At 63.9% G+C, this 19,282-nt stretch carries 15 protein-coding genes; 6 read left to right on the top strand and 9 right to left on the bottom strand.

Annotation, left to right across the window (positions count from 1 at the left end; genetic code table 11):
- Positions 1-13: 13 nt before the first annotated feature.
- The 4 genes from IT350_04525 (at position 14) to IT350_04540 (ending at position 6,374) form a co-directional block, all read left to right on the top strand.
- A complete protein-coding gene (locus IT350_04525; protein MCC6157295.1) occupies positions 14-655 on the top strand; it encodes a DUF4390 domain-containing protein in 642 nt (213 codons plus the stop codon).
- The gene (locus tag IT350_04530; protein ID MCC6157296.1) at positions 652-3,048 is read left to right on the top strand and encodes a HAMP domain-containing protein; all 2,397 of its coding nucleotides are present in this window, start codon (positions 652-654) and stop codon (positions 3,046-3,048) included. Before IT350_04525 ends, IT350_04530 begins: the two co-directional genes overlap by 4 nt.
- Before the next feature lie 3 nt (positions 3,049-3,051).
- On the top strand, positions 3,052-4,422 hold the full coding sequence (locus IT350_04535; GenBank protein MCC6157297.1) for a sigma-54-dependent Fis family transcriptional regulator: 1,371 nt from the start codon (positions 3,052-3,054) through the stop codon (positions 4,420-4,422).
- 209 nt (positions 4,423-4,631) lie between these two features.
- Positions 4,632-6,374: an amidohydrolase family protein gene (locus IT350_04540; GenBank protein ID MCC6157298.1), complete on the top strand. Its 1,743-nt coding sequence runs from the start codon at positions 4,632-4,634 to the stop codon at positions 6,372-6,374.
- Positions 6,375-6,517: 143 nt separating this feature from the next.
- Here the strand turns inward: IT350_04540 and IT350_04545 are convergent, their stop codons facing one another.
- From IT350_04545 to IT350_04555, 3 genes are all read right to left on the bottom strand, one after another.
- Positions 6,518-7,600 (bottom strand): hypothetical protein, encoded by a 1,083-nt coding sequence (locus tag IT350_04545; protein ID MCC6157299.1) that lies wholly within the window; start codon positions 7,598-7,600, stop codon positions 6,518-6,520.
- The gene (locus tag IT350_04550; GenBank protein ID MCC6157300.1) at positions 7,597-8,346 is read right to left on the bottom strand and encodes a hypothetical protein; all 750 of its coding nucleotides are present in this window, start codon (positions 8,344-8,346) and stop codon (positions 7,597-7,599) included. Before IT350_04550 ends, IT350_04545 begins: the two co-directional genes overlap by 4 nt.
- A 521-nt stretch (positions 8,347-8,867) precedes the next feature.
- Positions 8,868-9,122 (bottom strand): hypothetical protein, encoded by a 255-nt coding sequence (locus IT350_04555; protein MCC6157301.1) that lies wholly within the window; start codon positions 9,120-9,122, stop codon positions 8,868-8,870.
- A gap of 76 nt (positions 9,123-9,198) precedes the next feature.
- Between IT350_04555 and IT350_04560 the strand changes: the two genes are divergently transcribed.
- Positions 9,199-10,341: a hypothetical protein gene (locus IT350_04560; protein MCC6157302.1), complete on the top strand. Its 1,143-nt coding sequence runs from the start codon at positions 9,199-9,201 to the stop codon at positions 10,339-10,341.
- Positions 10,342-10,343: 2 nt separating this feature from the next.
- Here IT350_04560 and IT350_04565 read toward each other — a convergent pair whose 3' ends face one another.
- The 4 genes from IT350_04565 to IT350_04580 form a co-directional block, all read right to left on the bottom strand.
- A complete protein-coding gene (locus tag IT350_04565; GenBank protein ID MCC6157303.1) occupies positions 10,344-11,237 on the bottom strand; it encodes a DMT family transporter in 894 nt (297 codons plus the stop codon).
- A 28-nt stretch (positions 11,238-11,265) separates the two neighbouring features.
- Positions 11,266-12,318: a DUF2804 domain-containing protein gene (locus IT350_04570; protein MCC6157304.1), complete on the bottom strand. Its 1,053-nt coding sequence runs from the start codon at positions 12,316-12,318 to the stop codon at positions 11,266-11,268.
- Positions 12,318-13,916: a hypothetical protein gene (locus IT350_04575; protein ID MCC6157305.1), complete on the bottom strand. Its 1,599-nt coding sequence runs from the start codon at positions 13,914-13,916 to the stop codon at positions 12,318-12,320. Before IT350_04575 ends, IT350_04570 begins: the two co-directional genes overlap by 1 nt.
- Positions 13,917-14,010: 94 nt before the next feature.
- A complete protein-coding gene (locus IT350_04580) occupies positions 14,011-14,715 on the bottom strand; it encodes a hypothetical protein (GenBank protein ID MCC6157306.1) in 705 nt (234 codons plus the stop codon).
- Positions 14,716-14,858: 143 nt separating this feature from the next.
- Between IT350_04580 and ppk2 the strand changes: the two genes are divergently transcribed.
- A complete protein-coding gene (ppk2, locus tag IT350_04585) occupies positions 14,859-15,974 on the top strand; it encodes a polyphosphate kinase 2 (GenBank protein ID MCC6157307.1) in 1,116 nt (371 codons plus the stop codon).
- A 7-nt stretch (positions 15,975-15,981) separates the two neighbouring features.
- On the opposite strand, the gene IT350_04590 is transcribed toward ppk2, so the two are convergent.
- Both IT350_04590 and IT350_04595 read right to left on the bottom strand, forming a co-directional pair.
- Positions 15,982-18,219 (bottom strand): DUF3604 domain-containing protein, encoded by a 2,238-nt coding sequence (locus tag IT350_04590; protein MCC6157308.1) that lies wholly within the window; start codon positions 18,217-18,219, stop codon positions 15,982-15,984.
- Positions 18,216-19,097 (bottom strand): peptidyl-prolyl cis-trans isomerase, encoded by an 882-nt coding sequence (locus IT350_04595; protein ID MCC6157309.1) that lies wholly within the window; start codon positions 19,095-19,097, stop codon positions 18,216-18,218. The genes IT350_04590 and IT350_04595 overlap by 4 nt, the downstream gene beginning before the upstream one ends.
- Positions 19,098-19,282 lie beyond the last annotated feature (185 nt).

The raw sequence follows: 19,282 nt of genomic DNA on the forward strand, positions 1-19,282 counted from the left end.
ACAATCCCGCCCGATGAATCCCGAGCCCCGCCATACGCGCGCGGCGCGCCGGCTTGGCGCCGCCCTGGTGATCGCGCTGTGCGCGGCGACCCCGGTCCTCGCGACGGAACGGGCGCGGATCGAGGTCGCGGCGTGCGTGGTGGAGGACGGCGCGTATCGCCTGAGCTTTCGGCTTTCCGACGTTTTCACGCCCGAAATGACGCAGGCGATTGACGCTGGAGTGCCGACCACGTTCACGTTCGCGGTCCGCATCCTGCGGGACGTGCCGGGCTGGACGGATGAGCGCGTCGCCGAGTTCGCCGTGCGCCGCACGCTGCATTACGACAGCCTGCGTCAGATTTACACGGTGCTTCTTGGCGAATCGGGGACGACGTTGACCTTCAAGGCCGCGCACGAAGCTCGCGAGCGCATGCTCGTGTTCGATGCGCTGCCGATCGCAACGGTCGGCGCGCTGCCCGCGTCGGGCCCGCTTTACGCGAACGTTCGCGCCGAGATGGAGCGAATTTCGCTGCCCGATTTCCCCTTTGATCTCTCGTACGTCTTCTTCTTCGCGCCGATCTTCGAGTTCAAGACCGCGTGGACGCGCGTGGATCTGCCTGTTGCGCCCGCGCCCGCCGCGCCGCCGGCGACGACGCCGGTCCCGGAGGCGAAGTGAAGACGCCTCGTGACCCCAACGTCTCGTCCGACTCCAACGTCTCGTCCGACCCTAACGGGCCGCGCGATCCCAACGCGTCGCCCGATCCCCGCGAGAGCGCGCGCCGCGTGAAGGCGGAGATGTGGTGGGTGGGCGCGCTCGCGGTGCTGATCGCGGGACTCTTCGCGCTCGAAAAATGGGCGCTGCCGTTGCCGTCGGTCTACAACTTCTCGAACAACGTCGTCTTCTTCGCTCTCATCAACCTCAACGTCATCCTCATCTGCGTGATGCTTTTTCTCGTGCTGCGCAACGTGGCGAAGCTGCTGTTCGAGCGCCGCGCGGGCATCCTCGGCTCGCGGCTGCGCACCAAGCTGATCGTCGCGTTCACGGGCTTCGCGCTGCTGCCGACGGTGATGATGTTTTTCGTCGCGGCGAGTTTCGTCACCCGCTCCATCAACAACTGGTTTTCGGTGCAGATCGAAATGAGCCTGCGCGAGACCCTCGAGGTCGCGCAGACTTATTACTCCACCTACAAGACCTCATCGAAGTTCTTCGCCAAACATGTCGCCCGCGAGATCCGGGAGGGCGAGCACCTCGTCGCCTCCGCTCCGTCGGAAGGGACGAAGCCTGCCGAGTCCGCCGCCGCCGCGCCGCCGCGCGACATCTTCGTCGCGGAGGAACTCGCGAGCTGGCTGGCCGCGAAAAAGACCGAATACAACGTGGACGGCATCGAGGTGTACCGGGCGGGCGACGATCGCCCGATCGCCACCACCGCCCCCGACGAGCCGTGGAACGAACTGCGCCGCCCGCCGTCGGGCGTCGAGGAGTTCATGCTCAAGGCGCTCGCGGGCGAGACGAACGCCGACATCTTCCAGACCGAGCAGGGAGAGACGGTGCGCGGCGTGACCCCGATTTTCGGCGACGGGCGCTCCGTGGGCGCGGTCGTCGTCACCTACAAGGTACCCACCCGCGTCCTGAAAAAGATGACCGCGATCCGCAAGACCTACGAGGACTACCGCCGCCTCGTGCTGCTCAAAGGCCCGGTCATGAGCAGCTACTTCGTGTTTTTCGCCCTTATCACCCTATTCATTTTTTTCGCGGCGACGTGGTTCGGATTTTTTCTGGCGCGGGGTATCGCGGTGCCGATCTCGCGGCTCGCCGAGGCTACCGAGCACGTCGCCGCCGGCGACCTGGACGTGCGCATCGAGCCCGCGGGCAACGACGAGATGAACCGGCTCATCGCGTCGTTCAACCGCATGATCGGCGACCTGAAACAGTCGCGCGAGATCGCCGCCGCCGCCAACGAAGAGCTGCGCGCCGCGAACCTCGAGGCCGATCGCCGCCGCCAGTACATCGAGACCGTGCTCTCGAACATCTCCGCCGGCGTCCTGAGCTTCGGCGTGGATGGCCGCATCGCCACGATCAACACCCGCGCCCGCGAGATCCTGGGCCTCGCCGGCAATGCCGTGGGCCGGTTCTACGACGACGCCTTCGGCGAGTTGCTCGGCCGCGTGCAGATCGAGGACCTGCGCGGCAGCGTACGCGAACAGATCGCGGGCCGGGCCGGAAGCCACGTCGAGCGCGAGGTCGAAATCCAGATCGGCGACGAACAGCGCACGCTCATCGTGCGTCTGTCGGTAGTGCGTTCCACGCACACCGGCGAGGCGCTGTCGGTGGTGATGGTGCTCGACGATTTGTCCGAACTGATCCGCGCCAAGCGCGTGGCTGAGTGGCGCGAAATCGCGCGGCGCATCGCCCACGAGATCAAGAACCCGCTCACACCCATCCAACTCGCCGCCCAGCGCCTGCGAAAACGCTACGCGTCGCGCTTCGACGAGGAAACCGACAAGGCGTTTTTCGATTCGACGGCGATGATCATCCGCCAGGTCGCCGAGATGAAGCGCCTCGTCCGTGAGTTTTCCGACTTCGCGCGGCTCGCCGAGGTGCTCCCGCAACCACATCAGCTCAATGACATCATCGCTGAGACGCTCGTGATGTATTCCGAGGCGCACCCCGAGATTCGGTTCGAGTTCGCGCCCGCGCCCGACGTGCCGATGCTGCTGGTCGATCGCTCGCAGATCCAGCGCGTCTTCATCAACCTCTTCGACAACGCCATCGACCCGTCGGTCGGCGCGGGGTGCGTCGAGATCACCACGCGCCTGGACACCGAGACCGAGGAGGTGTTCGTCTTCGTGGACGACAACGGCGCCGGGCTGCCCGCCGCGTACCGGCAACGCTTGTTCGAGCCGTACTTTTCGACGAAAAAGATGGGAACCGGACTGGGGCTCGCCATCGTGCACCGCATCATGACCGACCACGACGCGCGCATCGAACTGCGCGACCGCGACGGGCGCGGCACCCGCGTGGTGCTGGCGTTTCCCCTGTCGCTCGCCGTCTCGGCGCAGGGAGCCTGACGCGTGCGCGGACACATCCTCGTGGTGGACGACGAACCGGGCATCCGCGAAACGCTTGCGGGCATTTTCGAGGACGAGGGTTACCGCGTCAGCCTGGCCGACAGCGCCCGCGCGGCGCTGCGCATCGTCGAGGACGTTCACCCCGATCTCGTGCTGCTCGACATCTGGATGCCCGGCATGGACGGCCTCGAAGCCCTGCCGCGAATCAAGGAGCTTCGCCCCGACCTTCCCGTCATCATGATCAGCGGCCACGGCACGGTGGAGACGGCGGTCAAGGCGATCCGCATGGGAGCTTACGACTTCATCGAGAAGCCGCTCTCCCTCGATCAGGTGCTCATCACCGCTCAGCATGTGCTCGACCTTCAGCGCCTGCGCGTCGAGAACGAGCTTTTGCGCAATGCCATCGAGCGACGTTACGAGATCGTCGGCGAGAGCGCGCCGATGCAGCTTCTCAAGGAACAGGTCCGCCTTGCCGCGCCCACCGAGAGCCGCGTGCTCATCACCGGCGAAAACGGCACCGGCAAGGAACTCGTCGCGCGCCAGATCCACATGCTCTCGCCCCGGCGCGACAAGCCCTTCATCGAGGTCAACTGCGCGGCGATCCCCGAGGACCTGATCGAGTCCGAACTCTTCGGCCACGAAAAGGGCGCGTTCACCGGCGCGGCGGGGCGCAAGAAGGGCAAGTTCGACGTTGCCGACGGCGGAACGATCTTTCTCGACGAGATCGCCGACATGAGCCTGCGCACGCAGGCCAAGGTACTGCGCATTTTGCAGGAGCAAAAATTCGAGCGCGTGGGCGGCACCGAGTCGGTGTCGGTGGACGTGCGCGTGATCGCCGCGACCAACAAGGATCTCGAGGCGATGATCCGCGACGGGCGCTTCCGCGAGGACCTCTATTTCCGACTCAACGTGCTGCCGCTGCACGTGCCGCCGCTGCGCGAACGCCAGGGCGACATCCCGCCGCTCATCGAGTTTTTCCTCGACCAGTACGCCGTCACGTCGGGCATGGCGCGCAAATCGATCGACCCCGACGCCGTCGCGCTCATGTGCCGCTACCCGTGGCCGGGCAATGTGCGCGAACTCAAGAACATCGTCGAGCGCCTGATGATCATGACCGCGGGCAACGTGGTGCGTCCCGAGAACGTGCGCTTGACGCTCAAGCTCGACCGGAACGCGGACGAACCCGACGCCGAGGACATCCTGATGCGCGACTCGTGGAAGGAGGCGAAGGCCGACTTCGAGCGCGCGTTCCTGCTCAAAAAACTTCAGGAGTTCGACGGCAACATCAGCAAGACCGCCGAGGCGATCGGCGTCGAACGCACGCACCTGCACCGACGCATCAAGGCGCTGGGAATCGATTTCGACGACGTGTGATAACTTGGCGTAACCGCCGGTTTTGCCATTCGCACGCCTTGTCCTTCTCCCGCGATTCGCCTTAATCTCCGCCTGCCGCTCGGCCTTTCCGGCGCGAAACGAGCCCATCCCATGCGTCGCGCAGTCGCCTTGACCGAAGTCTTCGTTCCCGCGCGAACGCTCGTCCGCTCCCGCAAATCCCGACGGAATTTCGCCCACGGGAGATGGACATGAATTTCGACACCCTCCTCGAAGGCGCGACCGTTTACGACGGCACCGGTCGCATGCCCTACCGCGCCGACATCGCCCTCGCCGGCGGGCGCATCGCCGACATAGGCCAGCTCGACGACGCGACGGCGGGCCGCCGCATCGACGCGCGCGGCAAGGTGCTGTGCCCCGGCTTCATTGACGTGCACAGCCACGCCGACACCGTCGTTCACTTCGACACGCACGCCGAAACGCTCGAACCCCTGCTGCGCCAGGGCATCACCACGTTCGTGGGCGGCAACTGCGGCATGGGCCTCGCGCCCATCCGGCCCCGATTCCGCGAGCAGTTCATGGCCTACGTCGAGATGTTTCTGGGGCGCTCGCAGGAAGGCCAGATTCACTGGTCGACCATGGGCGAGTACCTGGATCACATCGAGCGCAAGGGTATGGTGATGAACTACGCCATGCTCGCGCCGCACGGCATCATCCGTCTGGCGGCGATGGGTCTGGATCGCTCGCTCGCGAACCCCGACCAGATGAAGGAGATGGGTGATCTGCTCAGGGAGTGCCTCGACGCGGGGTGCGTGGGCATGAGTACCGGGCTCCAGTATTTCCCGGGGCTCTCGGCCGACGAGGACGAACTGGTCGCGCTGGGTAAGCAGGTTTCGGCCGCGGACGGCGTGTTCACCAGCCACATCCGCAGCTATTCCAACACACTGCCGCAGGCCATCGACGAGCTCATGGCGATCAGCCGCCGCTCGGGCGTGAAGGTGCAGCTCTCGCACCTGTTCTGGGTTCCCCACGTCAACCTGTACGTGGATCGTGTCGTGAACTCCATCGCGCGCGTGGGAGCGGCGATCTACAAGCACGTCAAGATTCCCGTGCCGCTGGATCTCGCGATGCGCGAAAAACTCCAATACATGGGCGACGAAATCCGCCGCAGCTTGCCGATGGGCATGGACGCCATGCCGACCGGCGCGGGGTTCACGCACGCACTCGCGTTTTTCCCGCCATGGGCGCTCGAAGGCACGCGCGAGGAGATCACGAATCGTTTGCGCGATCCCGCGCAGCGCCAGAAGATCCACGCGTCGATCGTGAACGGAAAATCGGTGTGGCCGCACCGCGACGGCGACACGTGGTCGATGAACTTTTTCCAGGTGATGGGTTTCCAGTCGGTGCACCTGATGTCGGTGCCGGCGGGAAAAAACTCGAAATACATCGGCAAGCATTTCGTCGAGATCGGCAAACTGCGCGGGCAACATCCCTTCGACGCCGTGTGCGACATGCTGCTCGAAGAAGACGGCAAGGTGCTGGTTTTCGAGACGCCCACGTGGCCGGGCGACGAGTTCACGGAACGCAGCGTCTACGCCAGCATCGCCGACCCCAACGTGTCGATCGTGACCGACTCGATCCTGATCGGGCAGGGCAAACCCAGCCACCTGTTCTACGACTGCTATCCGAAACTGTTCGGCAAATACGTGCGCGAGGAAAAACGCCTGACGCTCGAAGAGGCGGTCCGTAAATCGACGTCGCTTCCCGCGAAGCAACTCGGCATCGGTCGACGCGGCGAGATCCGGCGCGGCTGGTGGGCCGATCTGGTGCTCTTTGACGCGGAGACGGTCGACACGAACAGCACGGCGGCCGAGCCCGACGTGTTTCCGACCGGCGTGGAATACGTGTTCGTCAACGGGCACGCGGCGGTTTCGCCCGCAGGCTATCACCCCGAACCGCGCAGCGGACGCGTCGTCAGGCGGGGGGAGAATTAGCGGGCGCCGATCCGTCAGAGCCGCGACCGTCAGGGAGCGGTTAGTCGCAGAATTGGCGAGCATCCTCGAACCCGATGCGATCGGCTTCAAACCCGTTGTTTTTTGCTTCCGAGCGCTGGCGTATTGTCAGTCCGCCCGCTCCCTTACGGTCGCGGCTCTGTCATCGCAGGCTGCGCCGGACCGCCCCGTGCCTCGCGAGCGGCGATCATCTTCCACCGCGCGGCAGGGAACATACAGAGAAGTGCGAAGGACATCCATAAAACGCAAATAGTGCCGCAATGCTGCTCAAATCGGAACCCTTGTTGAAAAACGAACCACGTTAAAATGGCCATCAGGATGTAAGCGATGCAGGCTGCGAAGATCACGACTGGCCTGACGATTCCCCAGTCCGTTGTCCACCATCGCCATGCGCGGCGAATCGGCGACGTTGCGACGCCTCGCGCAAGTCTGATCCGTCTAGCCCGCCGCTCCATTTCGGTTTCTCCGCTCTCCCAGTGAGCGAGGAGAGACAAGATTAACGGAACGCACATCATGATCGTTATCACCAGGTATTCACGACAGACAATTGCAATGATCGCGTAAGCCAAAATCGCGAGTACGATCGACGGCGCGTACTCACCGATCCGGTCACGTCTCCGACTGCGAAGAAGCTGGATCTCAAGGTGAGAAGGGAAAAGCTCGACTGTTTTGGCCAGCGTCATCAACGACTGTTCCCGCCCCCATGCGACCATCGCCCAAGTCGTTGCGGCAAAAAAAGGCACGAAGCACAATGTGGATGTCCTCGCACCCATGGACCATAACAGGAGAAGCGAACTCGTCGAAAAAATGAAAATGGCCCGTGCTGCGACCGACTTGCGCACGACCCCCACGTCGTCGCAGAAAGTCCGCCAGATGAATCCGCGTAGCGCCGCATCAGCGATTCTCACTCGAAACAATTCGAGACGACGCCTTTCGGCATCCTTCTGCTGCGCAGCGGTGGTCGCAATCACGTTCTCCAGCCAACTCAAACGCTTTATCAAAAATAGAGCGAGGATCGGGGAGTTGCTAAAGAAAGCTGTGACAATCCAGGTATAATTAGTATGAATTGTCGTCGCAAAAAGAACGACCAGCACGGCATCGATGAGAATCTGACCGACGAAAACCCTCGGCAACAGGATCCGACGAAACTCCCGCAGGTCCTCAACGGTCACCTTCTTGGCAGCGGCCTTTTCGACATCCACGGTCATTCGCCCCGCGCCTCACGCGCGGTGATCATCTTCCACCGCGCGGCAGGGAAGAAGTTCAGACCGAGAAATGCGAACAATACCGCTTCAAGTAGAAAGAAAACATCGAATACGTCGATCCCCGGCCTCGACCGGGCAATGTCCGCGATGATCGGTACCGCTCCAAACACGACCACGCACGGAAGCCAGATCCAAGGTCTTGCGACGCCCCAATCAGTGGCCCACCAACGCCGGAACCGCTGACACTTCGATCCGCCCCGCTGACGTGCTCGGGCGACAAGCCGTCGGTGCTTGTCCTCCCGGCTTTCGTTTGTGACCCAGTGATGTCCGATGGCGACCAGGCCATAAAATCCAAAAACGAGCAGCAATAGAGAGCTTTTCCACCACTGCCGAGCCATCATGATCGTTAGCAAAAGCGAAATGCCGATCGGCAAGAGGATCTTGTTCAAGCGAACGCGACCTCTGCGTCGTAAGTTCTGGATCTCCACGTGAACGGGAGATAGTTCGCGGATGGTGGAGACCCGATAGAGGAAGTGCTCCCGAAAACCCATCGCAAAAAGCAGAGAAGTTGCGCACGCCCAGATAAGATATGAAATCTCCAGGTCCTCATAAGCCTGCGCCATGAACAGCGACCCGAGGGAAATGGCTGTGAGTGTCCACAGCGTCGGATGATATCGGACGATTCCAAATTCGTCGAAAAATAGATGTGAAGCGGGATTGCGTTGGGAATTTTCCGCCGCTCTCTTCATCCGCTCTTCGAACCGAAACCGAAAAAGCGCGGGACCCCAATTCTCGTTATAATCCAAGTCTTTAAGGGCCCAAGACGTCGAATTAATGAAGCAATATAGAGTGGGAATGTGAACGGCTCCCAGATACCCGAGCCCGTCAATCAGCGGGTAGCGCTCGAGCGACCACGCGACGAGGTACGCGATCGTGACCACTGCCTGGCCGGGAGTTCCGGGGAGTTCCGGGGGAGTTCCGGGGACATCATACCGAATTGGGGGAGTTCCGGGGGAGTTCCGGGGACATCATACCGAATTGGGAGTTCCGGGGGAGTTCCGGGGACATCATACCGAATTGGAGTTCCGGGGACATCATATGGAGTTCCGGGGACATCATACCGAATTGTCCCCAGTCGATGCGTCAGTCGGGAGTTCCGGGGAGTTCCAGGAGTTCCGGAGGAGTTCCGGGAGTTCCGGGGACATCGGGAGTTCCGGGGAGTTCCGGGGAGTTCCGGGGACATCATACCGAATTGTCCCCAGTCGATGCGTCAGTCGCAGCCTTCGGGAAGTTGCAGCCGCGCCACGCGCAAAGCCCGCGCGCTGTCGCTTGCGGCACGGACATCGAATCGTCGCCGGGACCGCATCGGCGGGACTAGATCCTTCACTTCGTTCAGGATGACAGCGCGCCGGGTGTTCAGGATGACAGCGTGCCGGGTGTTCAGGATGACAGCGTGCCGGGTGTTCAGGATGACAGCGTGCCGGGTGTTCAGGATGACAGCGTGCCGGGTCGTTTTTTCACCCACCGCGCGTTGACTTCGTTTTCCGGCTTCGCCATTCTCGCGTCACACGCACGACACCCAACCGTCACGCGAGGCGCTCATGGGATTCCGCCCCCTATTCGGTCGATTTGTTTCGATTCTCGTTTTGATCCTTCTCGTCGGAATCTGCGGATGCGCCGGGGACGACGACCCTTCGACGAGCTCAGGGTCTGACGACGATTCTGACGACGATTCCGACGACGACGACGCGGGCGACGACGATGTGGATGACGATACGGGCGACGACGACACCTGGCCGCCGCTGCCCGACGACGATGAGCCGGTGTCGCCGGACTATCCCAACGACGACGTGCTGCGCGTGAACATGATCCAGGCGAAAGGCTCGCACAACAGCTACCACATCCAGCAGGGGCCGATCACGATTCCGGAATACCGCTACACGCACTTTCCGCTGGACCAGCAACTGGATGCGGGGGTGCGTCAAGTGGAACTCGACGTGCATTACAAGGAAGACGGCCTCCGCGTCTTCCACGTGCCGATCATCGACCGCCAGACGACTTGCGAGCTGTTCACGGAGTGCCTGACGATCATCAAGAACTGGTCCGACGCGCACCCGGGCCACCACCTGCTCATGATCTTCGTCGAGCCCAAGGACGACATCGACTACGTGAAATGGCCGGGCCGCCACGGCGAAATCGAAGACGAGGTTCGGTCGGTGTGGCCCGAGGAGCGGATCCTCACGCCCGACGAGGTGCGCGGCGATGCGGCGACGCTTCGCGACGCGATCCTGACGGACGGCTGGCCGACGCTCGGCGAAACGCGAAACCGCGTCCTGTTTCACCTGAACGCCGGCGGGAGTTTCCGCGACGAGTACCTCGCGGACCATCCCGGTCTCGAAGGCGCGCTGATGTTCATCGATTCCGAACCGGCGGACGGCCACGCCGCCGTGCTCGTGAAGAACGATCCCGAGTCGGACTCCGCCGCCATTACGGAAGCGGCCGAGGACGGATTCCTGATTCGCACCCGCGCCGATTCTTGTTGCGACGAAGCGATCAACGAGGACTACACGCAGTTCGATCTGGCGCTGGGCAGCGGAGCGCACTACATCAGCACGGACTTTCCGATTCTCGGCGACGAGTACAACTACGTGATCGACATTCCGGGCGGCACGCCGTCGAGGTGCAACCCGATCACCGCGCCGAGCGAGTGCGTCGCCGAGGATATCGAAGCGCTGATTCCCTGACGTCAGAAGAGCAGCAAAATCGCCACGCCCGCGATCGCGAGGAACGCCCCGGCGAACGCGCGCCACGTCACGCGCTCACGTCCCAGCGCCACCGTGGGCACGAGAATCAGGATCGGCGTCATGGCCATGATGGTCGCGGCGACGCCGGTCTGCGTGTGCTGCACGGCCACGAGCGAAAGCGACACGCCGAGAAACGGGCCGAAGAATGACCCCACGCCGAGCGCCTTCATCGCGGCCACGTCGCGCACGCCGGCGATGACCTTCGGCCACCAACCGATGATGAGATAGAGCAGCGAGAATCCCGCGATGCCCGCGATGACTCGGATTTGGGTCGACGCGAAGGGATCGCGATCGCCCATGCCGTATTTACTCAGGATCAGCCCGACGGCCTGACCTACCGCGCCGCACACGCCGAGCGCAACGCCGACCACCGTGTCGCGACGCGAGCGTTTTGCCGTTTCGTCGGGGCGCTCGAGCACCGCGATGGCGACCCCGGCCAGCGTGAGCGCCATGCCGGTCATGTCGAAGACACTGAGCGTTTCGCCGAGCGCGGCGAGCCCGATCAGCGCCGCCATTGGCGGCACCAGCGCCATCAGGAGCGTCGAGAGCCGCGAGCCGATCAACACCAGCGCGCGAAAGAGCGTGAGGTCGCCGAAGGTGAAACCGACGAGGCCGGAAAGCCCGAGCCACGCCCATTCGTGCGCGCCGAAATCGGTCGGGACCATATGTCCGCGCGTCGCGAGACCGACCGCCGCGAGCAGGACGAACGCGATCATCAGGCGAAGGATATTGACCGCGAGCGAGCCGATGCGTCGGCCCGCGGTCTCGAATGACATGGCGGTGACGACCCAGCACGAGGCCGTCGCGAGCGCCGCGATTTCTCCGGTCAGCGCCATGTTGCTCCGCGATGGTGAATCGGGAAGGTCAGAACCGAGCGTGATGACGTTCCGTCACGCCAAACACGTCGTGAAAATGATGAGTCTTGCCGTCGTCGTCAATCGCGTGGCCGCGAAAGACGCCGAAGGGCTGGTGGTAGTCGGACGCGACGACGCCGAGGTTGATGCGCCCGCGCCGCTCGCCCGAGGGGAAGAACTCCACGTCGCACCGACCGTCCGTGGTGGCGACTCGCCACGGTTTGCGCAGATCGTGCTCATTAAACGTAAACCGCGCGGCGGGCAGCACGGTGAGACGATCGCCGATCCAGATCGCGTTCTCGTTGTTTTCCCCGTCGTCCTTCACGCAGTTGTGCGTGAGGTTGAAGCCGATGACCCGGCCGTCCGGCGCGAATCCCGCCCCGGAAGCCCACGACCATGTCATGCGGTAGGGATAGTACGCCTTGTGCACGTCGATCAGCGCGAGGGAATTTCGCGGATCGAATGCGTATTCGCGCTCGCCGACGCACACGCGGCCCGACACGGGGCACGCCATTTTGTGCGAATACGCGGGACGGTTGTCCGCGAGACGCAGTACCACCACGAGCGGCGGATGTTGATCGGGATCGGCGTGCATCGTGATCGCCGCGTCGATCCCCGGCGTCTTCTTTCCCGGTGCGATAGCGATGCGCGCGTCGTGTCGTTTTTCATCGAGGCGATTTTTCACGTCGATGTCGTATCCGCGCACGCGAAACTCGCAGTGGTCGTCGTGGATGCCCTTCGCCACGCGCGCCGTCCACGGCGGCGCCTCGCGGTGGTGCTCGGTCATTTCGCCGGTGCGCCGATCCACGACGTAGCAGAACGAATTCGAAAGGTAGTGCGTGTTCACGATGACGAAGGTGAGCAGCACCTCGTCATTGAAGATCGCGAAGTGCTGCCACTCCTTGAGCCGAAACGGATTGACGAGCCGCCCGAGCGCGCCGATGCCGAAGATATCCGCGTCGCTGATGTTGAGATCGCGAAACTCTTCGCGGAAGTGGCCGAACTCGACGACGCGGCCGGCCTCGACCATACGCGGGGGCGTCGGTTTCGCTTCGCGGGTCATTACTCGTCCTTCGCGAGAAACTTGTGGTAGCTCGCGAGCCAGTAGGGAATCAGGTAGTCCACGCCGGGATCGACCTTTTCGGGAGCGTCCTCGCCGCACGCGTCGATCGTGAACGGGCTCCACTGAAACATGAAATCCGCCGGGCACTGTTCGCGAACGGGGAAGGGGTCCTTCGCCTGTGGCGACACGTTGCCGAGCAACTCGCCGAGCAACGGGATCGTCGTGACCAGGTCGTGCAGCAACACCGACACGGGATCGAGATCATACGTGGAGGGATCGCGCGGCTCCAAAAAGTATCGCGCGTGGGGCGCGTCCCAAAAGTCCGTGAGATCTTCGACGAGCTGCGTCCGATAGGGATCGTCGCGCGCGGGATCGTAACCGCCTTGCCCCATGAACACCGCGTTGAACCACGGATTGTGCGAAAGCCGCGTGAACGAGTGGACCTGCGTGTTGAAGACGTCGAGGAGAAATGCGTAGTCGTCGGGGCTGAAATAGACCTTGCCGAGACGAAGCAGGTTGTACCAGGTCTCGTGCGACAGGCAGTTGCCGAAATAGTCCATGTAGCGGTTGAAAAAGCTGATGGTGCTCGCGCGCAGCGCGCCGCGGCTGCGGTTGCGAAGCCACTTTTGCAACTCGACCTTGAACCGTTCCTCGCCGGTGATGTGATACCCGACCGTGAGCCACGAGATGCGGAACGGCGGCAGCACGTCGGGAGCGTAGTCCGTCGGCTCGCCTTCCTCGTCGAGGATCGTCCAGCGCTGGGCGATCAGCGTGTCGAGGATGTCGATCACGTCCTCGCGGATCGTCGCGCGCGCGTCGTCATCGTCGAGCAGATCGTAGGCGAGCGACATGCCGAAAAACCAACCGCTGTACATGTCGCGGCTGGTTTCGCCCCACCAGAAATCCCCGGCGAACGGCCCACTCTCGACGCGGCGGCATCCGCTATTCGCATCGCACCAATCGTCGCCCTGATAGAGCGCCGACGACTGGCTGCCCCAGTAGCGCGCGAGAAAGCCGGGGGTCTGCGTGACGCGCAGATAGCCGTCGAGCGCGGCCACGGTGCGCAGAGCGTTGGCCTTGGCGTCGTCGTCTCCCGTCACGTACCAGCGCGTCGCCTGGCTGCCGAGGTAGAGCCCGGTCCACTCGCTGCTGTCGCCCCAGTCGCGGTACCCGGCGAGCGAGGTGCGGGTTTCGTCGGTGAACGTGACGCCCACGGTGCCGCCGTGATCGGGCTGGTGCCAGGCCACGTGCCAGTCGTCGTAGTCCGCGGCTTTTTCGCGCAGCGGCCCGGCGTCGATGGATTCGTCGTAGTCGCGCGGCTCGACATTCGATTGGGGCCAGGCCCCGACGTAGTCGTCGGCGAACGAATCGTCGTCCACCGCGTCATCGTCGGGCAACGGCGCCCAGGTGTCGTCGTCCGCGTCGTCGTCCGCGTCGTCGTCCGCGTCGTCGTCCGCGTCATCGTCCGCAAGGCCGTCATCGGTGTCATCGTCGGCGTCGTCGTTCGATCCGCCCGAATCCGCCGAATCGTCGCTGCCGCATGCGGTCATCAGGAAGACCAACAAGATCGAGCCCAGCGAGTACACCGCGAATTTCATCGACACGTCTCCCGCGGCGCACCGCGCAGCGCGAAGGGTTGCGGCAGAGATACCACAGGGCGACGCGTGCGGAAACGCCCGCCCAACGCGGCACTCACGAGATGAGTTCGAAGTCCTGGATGGTCAGGTCGATCAGAATCGGGCTCTTGCGCGGCGTGCCGTCGCCGCGGCGTGGTGTGACCCGTCGCCGCCGCGTGTAGGCGATGCCCTGTTCGTTTTTGCCATGCTCCACCACCACGTTCGCGGCGCGCGCCCACTTGCCGATGACGAGCGCCGTGTAGTCGTGCTGGATCAATTGGCCGAAGCGGTCGAACCGGAACACCTGTTCGGGGCAGTGCGTGGGAATCGTCGCGGGAAACCGCGCCTGCAGCAGATCGTCGCCGAACTGTTCGAACCGGGTCGGGTGATCGAGAATTAGCGACGGCAACGTGCAATAGTTCCAGGTTGCATAGCCCGCGAAATACGTCATGTCGAGGTCGTCCCACCAGAAGATGCGCCGTCCTCCCGGAAAGTGCCGTCGCGCATTCGGGCGCGACGCGACGACCCGACCGTCGGCGTCCTCGACCCGCACGTCCTGGCCGTCCAGCACGCCGATTTGGCCGAGCCGATTGATCGGCGCGATGCGGACCCGCGGACGGTGCACGTCCATCTCGAAAACCGTCTGCACAAACAGTGCGCGGCGCTTGAGTCGGAACGCGAGTCCGCTCGCGCTGACCACCGCCCTCAGGCGCACGGCGGTCTCCCACCGCGATGAACCGCCATAGGCATCGACCACGCGTCGCGCGAGATCGCCCTGCATGTCGGGTCCTCCAACTTGTCGGAATGGGGAAAGCGTATCAGATCCGGTCGCGGGAAGCGAGGAAAAAACGCAAAAAGATCCCTTGCGACCGGCGCTTTTCGGGGTTTAATACCACCGAAGCGCACCGCGCTACGGAGCTACGAATGACCTCCCGATCCGATTCCGCGAAGAAACCCGCCACTCCCCGTTCCCGTTCGGTCCGTTCTCGAGCGATCGCGCGGCCCGTCGAGAAGGGAGATGTGCCTCCGTCGTTGACTCCCGCGGCCATTGCCCAGTTCACCGCCGAAGAAGACGGTGCGGGCGCCGACGAGGTGACCGCGGGTGCGATCCGCGACCTTCTCGTGGGGGTGGGACCGGTGGACGCGGTGCGTGTGCTGCGTTCGGCGCTCGACCAGCAACGCGGGCTCGCCAAGCTCGAGCGTCGGGCGATCGACACCGAACTCGCGGAGGATCGGCGGACCGGCGGCTATCCCTACAAATATTTGCTTTCGCGCACCAATTACGAACGGCAGAAATACCGATTGCAGGTGGAACTGCTGAAGTTGCAGGCATGGGTCAAGGAAACGGGCCAGCGGGTCGTTGTGCTCTTCGAGGGTCGCGACGCGGCGGGCAAGGGCGGCACGATCCGGCGATTCATGGAACACGTGAACCCGCGCGGCGCGCGGGTCGTCGCGCTCGAAAAACCCACCGACGCCGAACGCGGCCAGTGGTATTTTCAGCGCTATGTCGAGCACCTGCCCACGGCGGGCGAGATCGTGCTGTTCGACCGCTCCTGGTACAACCGCGCGGGTGTCGAGCGCGTCATGGGATTTTGCACCGACGCCGAGTATCAGGAGTTCATGCGCCAGGCGCCCGAGTTTGAGCGCATGCTCGTGCGTCAGGGCATCCACCTGTTCAAATTCTGGTTTTCGGTGAGCCGACGCGAGCAGCGCCGCCGGTTCAACGAACGCAAGGTCCACCCGCTCAAACAGTGGAAGCTCTCGGAGATCGACAAGGCGTCGCTCGACAAGTGGGACGAATACACCCGCGCCAAGGAGGCGATGTTCTTCCACACCGACACCGCCGACGCGCCGTGGATCGTCATCAAGTCCGATTGCAAAAAGCGCGCGCGACTGAACGCCATGCGTTATCTGCTGCACAGCCTGCCGTACGCGAAAAAAGACCCCGATCAGATCGGCCCGGTCGATCCGCTGCTCGTGGGCCGCGCGCAAGTCGTGTTCGAGCGCGGCGAGAGCGTGGCGAGCCTGCCGCAATCGTGAATGCGCGTCACGGCGCGGGTGATACCCAGATCGGCGACGACCACGCGCGCTCCTCGATGCTCGTCAGGCAATCGTCGTTCGCGTCGGTCCGCGAATCGCCGTAGCACGGATCCACCGACACGCATTCGCCGGCCTCGTTGAACGTGCACCGCATGCCACCCGCGTTGACGGCGGGAGTGGGTTCCTGAATCGCGCGCACGTAGTAGGCGGTTTCGCGGCTCGCGGCGACAAATTCGGGATCGTCGAATTCGACCGCGCACCCGTCGATCTCGCCTGGACAGCGCAGCGTCTTCCAGGGGTCCTCGATCAATTCCGTTACGGGCTCACCCGCGCTCATTTGCGGCCGAATGCGGACGACCTCGATGCGCGTGATGGCGCGCCGTCGGTCACCGGGGTTATAACACTCGCCCCGGCACAGTTCGTCGAGTCGCTCTGCCCCGATGCCGCGCAGCGAGTCCTCCGGGCAGCCCGGTTTTTGCTCGAACGCGCCCGCGGCGCGCACGCGAAAACGCGGGGTCGCCGCAAGTTGGACCTCCGAGCCCATGGGCGCGGCCGATTCGCCGTTCACCAGATCGAACCACAGCAAGATGCGATCGCCGCTCGTGCCGTAGACCTCGCGACGGCGAAGGGCGTTCCAGATCGACTCGCGGTCACGGCCCTCGGAATGCACCGCGACGAGTCCGCCCGTCATGAAAAAACTCGCCTGCCGCTCGAGATCCCAACTCGGGAGCGTCGAGATGCCGGGGTTCTTTTTCTTCATGTCTTCCAGCGAATACGAACGCGCCTCGGGCGCGATGGAGGGGAATGCACGGTCGCGGATCAGATCCGTGCGTGGGCCGCGCGAATCGCTCATCGACAGACGATCGGTTTCCTTGTAGCCCGTGCCCGGCCGCGCTGAGTGATTGTCGCTCGACCCGATGAAGCCGAAACGAAAACGCTGAGCGTCGGCCCCGGGTGCGAACGCGCCGAGTGCGAGGAGCCGCTGCGCAGAGTTGTCCGGCACGTGCAGGAACGGCGGCGCGAAACAGTCGCGGCACTGACCGCAATCCCCCCAGTCCTTCGCCGTCGCGCCCGGCACCGTCGCCGCGCCGTAAACGCCGGCGTCGAGGTAGATGCGGATCGCCTCGGCCACGCGGGCATCGCAGTCCGCCGACGCGGGATCATCGCACCGCGACCGGATGATCTCGCCCGCGCGGCGGCAGCACGGCGTATAGCCGGGCGTCGAGGGCGGGCACTCGGGCGTTCCATCGGGAGGGTAATTCACCCCCGTCCAGTCGCGATATTCCTCGGCGTTTCCATGTCCCGAAAAGATCTCGAGCAGGATCTGGCGGTCGGGATCGTGCATCGCGGACGTGAGCTGCTTGTCCCACGCCGGGCCGTACGGCGTGTGGATGCCCCACGTGAGGCCGTGCGGAATGACGATCGACTCGAAGCCCCAGTCATCGAGCTTTTCGAACAGCACCTTGGGGGTCGTTGCGGTTTCCATGCAGTCGGCGGGCAGGTCGCGCACGGGCACGCCCTCGGCGCAGATCGGCGCCTCGCTGACCTGCGCCTGAAGGTACGCGATATCGACCAGATAGGGGATCGATTCGAGATCGGCGACGAGTAGGCGGAGTTGCTCGCGCAGCGGCGTCTTGGTCGCCATCGAGGCGGCGGTCACCACGTTGCGTGCGTTGATCGGACGCGTGGGAATGTGCGCGTCGTCCAGATCGCGCAGCACGACGTTGCGGTGGCCGTAATGCGTGGCGGGCGTCAGGCCGATTTGCGACCACTCCCATCCCAGAAACGCGACGAGATCGGGATTCGCCGGGTCCTGCGCGATGGCGTTGCACTGGCGAATCGAGCGCACCGTTTCGTCCCACAGCGGCTTCGTCAGGCTCTCGGCGTGATCGTTGATCGAAAAAAAATCCAGATCGGAGCAGTAGCGCGCGAAGTCGCACGCGTCGGACGGGGGGTGAACGCCGTCGCCCTGCATGGCGGGGAGCGCCAGCGCGAAGGCGTCCATCGAAAACGTCGTGTGCACATGCAGGTCGCCGAAAAGTATCGTTTTGCCATCTCCCGCGAAAGGTTCGGCGTCCGGCGCGCCCGCTGAGAGCGCCAGCCGCGCGGCGTCCTGCGTGCGCGAGCGGGCGGCGAGCGTCTGGGCGCCGACGGGCCGATTCGCGGCATCGCCGAATTCCTGATATCCGCCGCAGGCCGCGACCAAGAGCGCGAGGAAGAAACCGAGACCGGCGTGAGATTTCATTTGGCGTCGCCTTTCGAAGTGTCTCGGGCCACCTCGATGTTCGCCTTCGCCCGCAAGTCGGCGATCAGTTTTTGCACCGCGCGCTCGTGAGCGAATCGCTGCGCCTCGAACCGAATCTGGTCCTCAACCTGCTCGAAGGGATTGACCTTTCCCGCCTCGCGGGAGGCAACAAAGATCAATCGCACACCGCCCGCGACGGCGATGGGGTCGCTCCAGCTCCCTTCCGGCATCGATTCGGCAACACGCGCGGCCGTGATCCCAATGTAGTCGGCAAGCTTGTCCGGCGGCATCGGCGCGTTCGGCGGGGGAGCGGCATCGTCGTCGGCCAGACGCGCGGCGATCTCCTCCGGTTTCGAGCCCGCGCGCAATTCGGCGAGGGCTTCGCGGGCGCGCGTCTGCGTCTCCGGGCGATGATCGGAAAACCACATCGTGCGAATTGCAACTCTCGCGGTCGCGCGAAAAAGTTCCGGACGGTCTTCGTAGAACTCTCGCAATTCGTCCCCGGTGCAGTCCCCGAAACAGGGAAACGATTTTTCCCGCTCCATCACCGATGCCACGATCGCCGAACGCACGCGCCGGTCGTCGCGGGCGAAGCCTTGGTCAAGTCCGTATTGGACGAGCAATTCCTCGTCGATCAGCCGGTCGACCACTTGGGCGCGGTCGGCCTCCGAGATCGGTTCGCGCCGGTCTTCGGCGAGTCGACGCGCGGCTTCGTCGAACGCCGCGTCGGGGATGGCGACTCCGTTGACCACGGCGACACCCGGGCTCGTGCCGGGGGCGGAGTCGAACGCCTCCGGATTGGCGTCGCCCTGCGTGACGCACGCTCCGGTCCACAAAAACAGTAAAGCGATCAAGGAGTTACGAACGTACAGGTCCACGCGCCGCCCCGCGTTATTCGCCTCGGATCGAATGAATGCACTTCGTCGGAACGGATGGAATGTGGCACGTTTCGAGTTCGAGGACGAGGGGTTCGACCGGCGCGCGGGACCCGAAGGGATGGTCGGCGACAATCGATCGGCCGGTCTTTGCTTTTTTTCGGGAAATCCGCTAATAGACGCATCTG

This window comes from Deltaproteobacteria bacterium (genome assembly GCA_020845895.1).
In the GTDB taxonomy this organism is placed as follows: Bacteria; Lernaellota; Lernaellaia; order JACKCT01; family JACKCT01; genus JADLEX01.

Excerpts from the sequence above, each read along its gene's own strand:
- IT350_04545 (MCC6157299.1), bottom strand. The coding sequence starts at position 7,600 with ATGACCGTGGATGTCGAAAAGGCCGCTGCCAAGAAGGTGACCGTTGAG.
- IT350_04590 (MCC6157308.1), bottom strand. The coding sequence starts at position 18,219 with ATGAAATCTCACGCCGGTCTCGGTTTCTTCCTCGCGCTCTTGGTCGCG.
- IT350_04550 (MCC6157300.1), bottom strand. The coding sequence starts at position 8,346 with ATGAAGAGAGCGGCGGAAAATTCCCAACGCAATCCCGCTTCACATCTA.
- IT350_04565 (MCC6157303.1), bottom strand. The coding sequence starts at position 11,237 with ATGGCGCTGACCGGAGAAATCGCGGCGCTCGCGACGGCCTCGTGCTGG.
- IT350_04525 (MCC6157295.1), top strand. The coding sequence starts at position 14 with ATGAATCCCGAGCCCCGCCATACGCGCGCGGCGCGCCGGCTTGGCGCC.
- IT350_04560 (MCC6157302.1), top strand. The coding sequence starts at position 9,199 with ATGGGATTCCGCCCCCTATTCGGTCGATTTGTTTCGATTCTCGTTTTG.
- IT350_04575 (MCC6157305.1), bottom strand. The coding sequence starts at position 13,916 with ATGAAATTCGCGGTGTACTCGCTGGGCTCGATCTTGTTGGTCTTCCTG.
- IT350_04570 (MCC6157304.1), bottom strand. The coding sequence starts at position 12,318 with ATGACCCGCGAAGCGAAACCGACGCCCCCGCGTATGGTCGAGGCCGGC.
- ppk2 (MCC6157307.1), top strand. The coding sequence starts at position 14,859 with ATGACCTCCCGATCCGATTCCGCGAAGAAACCCGCCACTCCCCGTTCC.
- IT350_04540 (MCC6157298.1), top strand. The coding sequence starts at position 4,632 with ATGAATTTCGACACCCTCCTCGAAGGCGCGACCGTTTACGACGGCACC.
- IT350_04580 (MCC6157306.1), bottom strand. The coding sequence starts at position 14,715 with ATGCAGGGCGATCTCGCGCGACGCGTGGTCGATGCCTATGGCGGTTCA.